This is a genomic window from Lysinibacillus mangiferihumi, from assembly GCF_003049665.1.
Lineage (GTDB): Bacteria > Bacillota > Bacilli > Bacillales_A > Planococcaceae > Lysinibacillus > Lysinibacillus mangiferihumi.
On the sequence record NZ_PYWM01000114.1, the window covers coordinates 1 to 669 of the forward strand.

Sequence of the window (669 nt, forward strand, 5' to 3'; positions counted from 1 at the left end):
TGGATAAAAACGAATGAGCAACTGCCTAGTGGTGTTAAATATAGAAATCCTAGAATTAGTTATGACAATAAGTATTGGTACTTATCAGTAGGATTAGAGCAAGAAAAAATACAAGAAGAACTAACAGATGAAGTGATAGGCATTGATTTAGGTGTCAAAGAATTAGCTGTTTGTTCAAATGGGCTAGTATTTAACAATATCAATAAGACAAAGGAAGTTCGTAAGACAGAGAAGAAACTACGTAGATTGCAACGTCGTGTATCTCGAAAATACGAAATGAATAAGGAGGGAAACCGTTTCGTCAAAACATGCAATATTATAAAAATCGAAAAGAAGATACAACACCTACACAGACGATTGAAAAATATACGTGACAATCATGTTCACCAAGCTACAAATAGCATTGTGAAAACCAAACCTTGCAAAGTAGTGATGGAGGATTTAAACGTAAAAGGAATGATGAAAAATCGTCACTTATCCAAAGCGATTGCGAAGCAAAAATTACAGGAATTTATTCGACAAATGGCGTACAAATGTGAAAAATACGGCATTGAATTCGTTCAAGTAGGTCGTTTTTATCCATCTTCTAAAACATGTTCATGTTGTGGCACGATCAAGAAAGACTTAAAACTTTCGGATAGAGTATATAAATGTGAATGTGGTTTAGAA

1 protein-coding gene is annotated in these 669 nt (G+C 33.8%); it reads left to right on the plus strand.

Annotated features, from left to right (window positions below):
- Window positions 1-669, plus strand: a 669-nt coding sequence (locus C9J37_RS27830; protein WP_153063529.1) for an RNA-guided endonuclease InsQ/TnpB family protein, incomplete at both ends; no start/stop codon positions are given.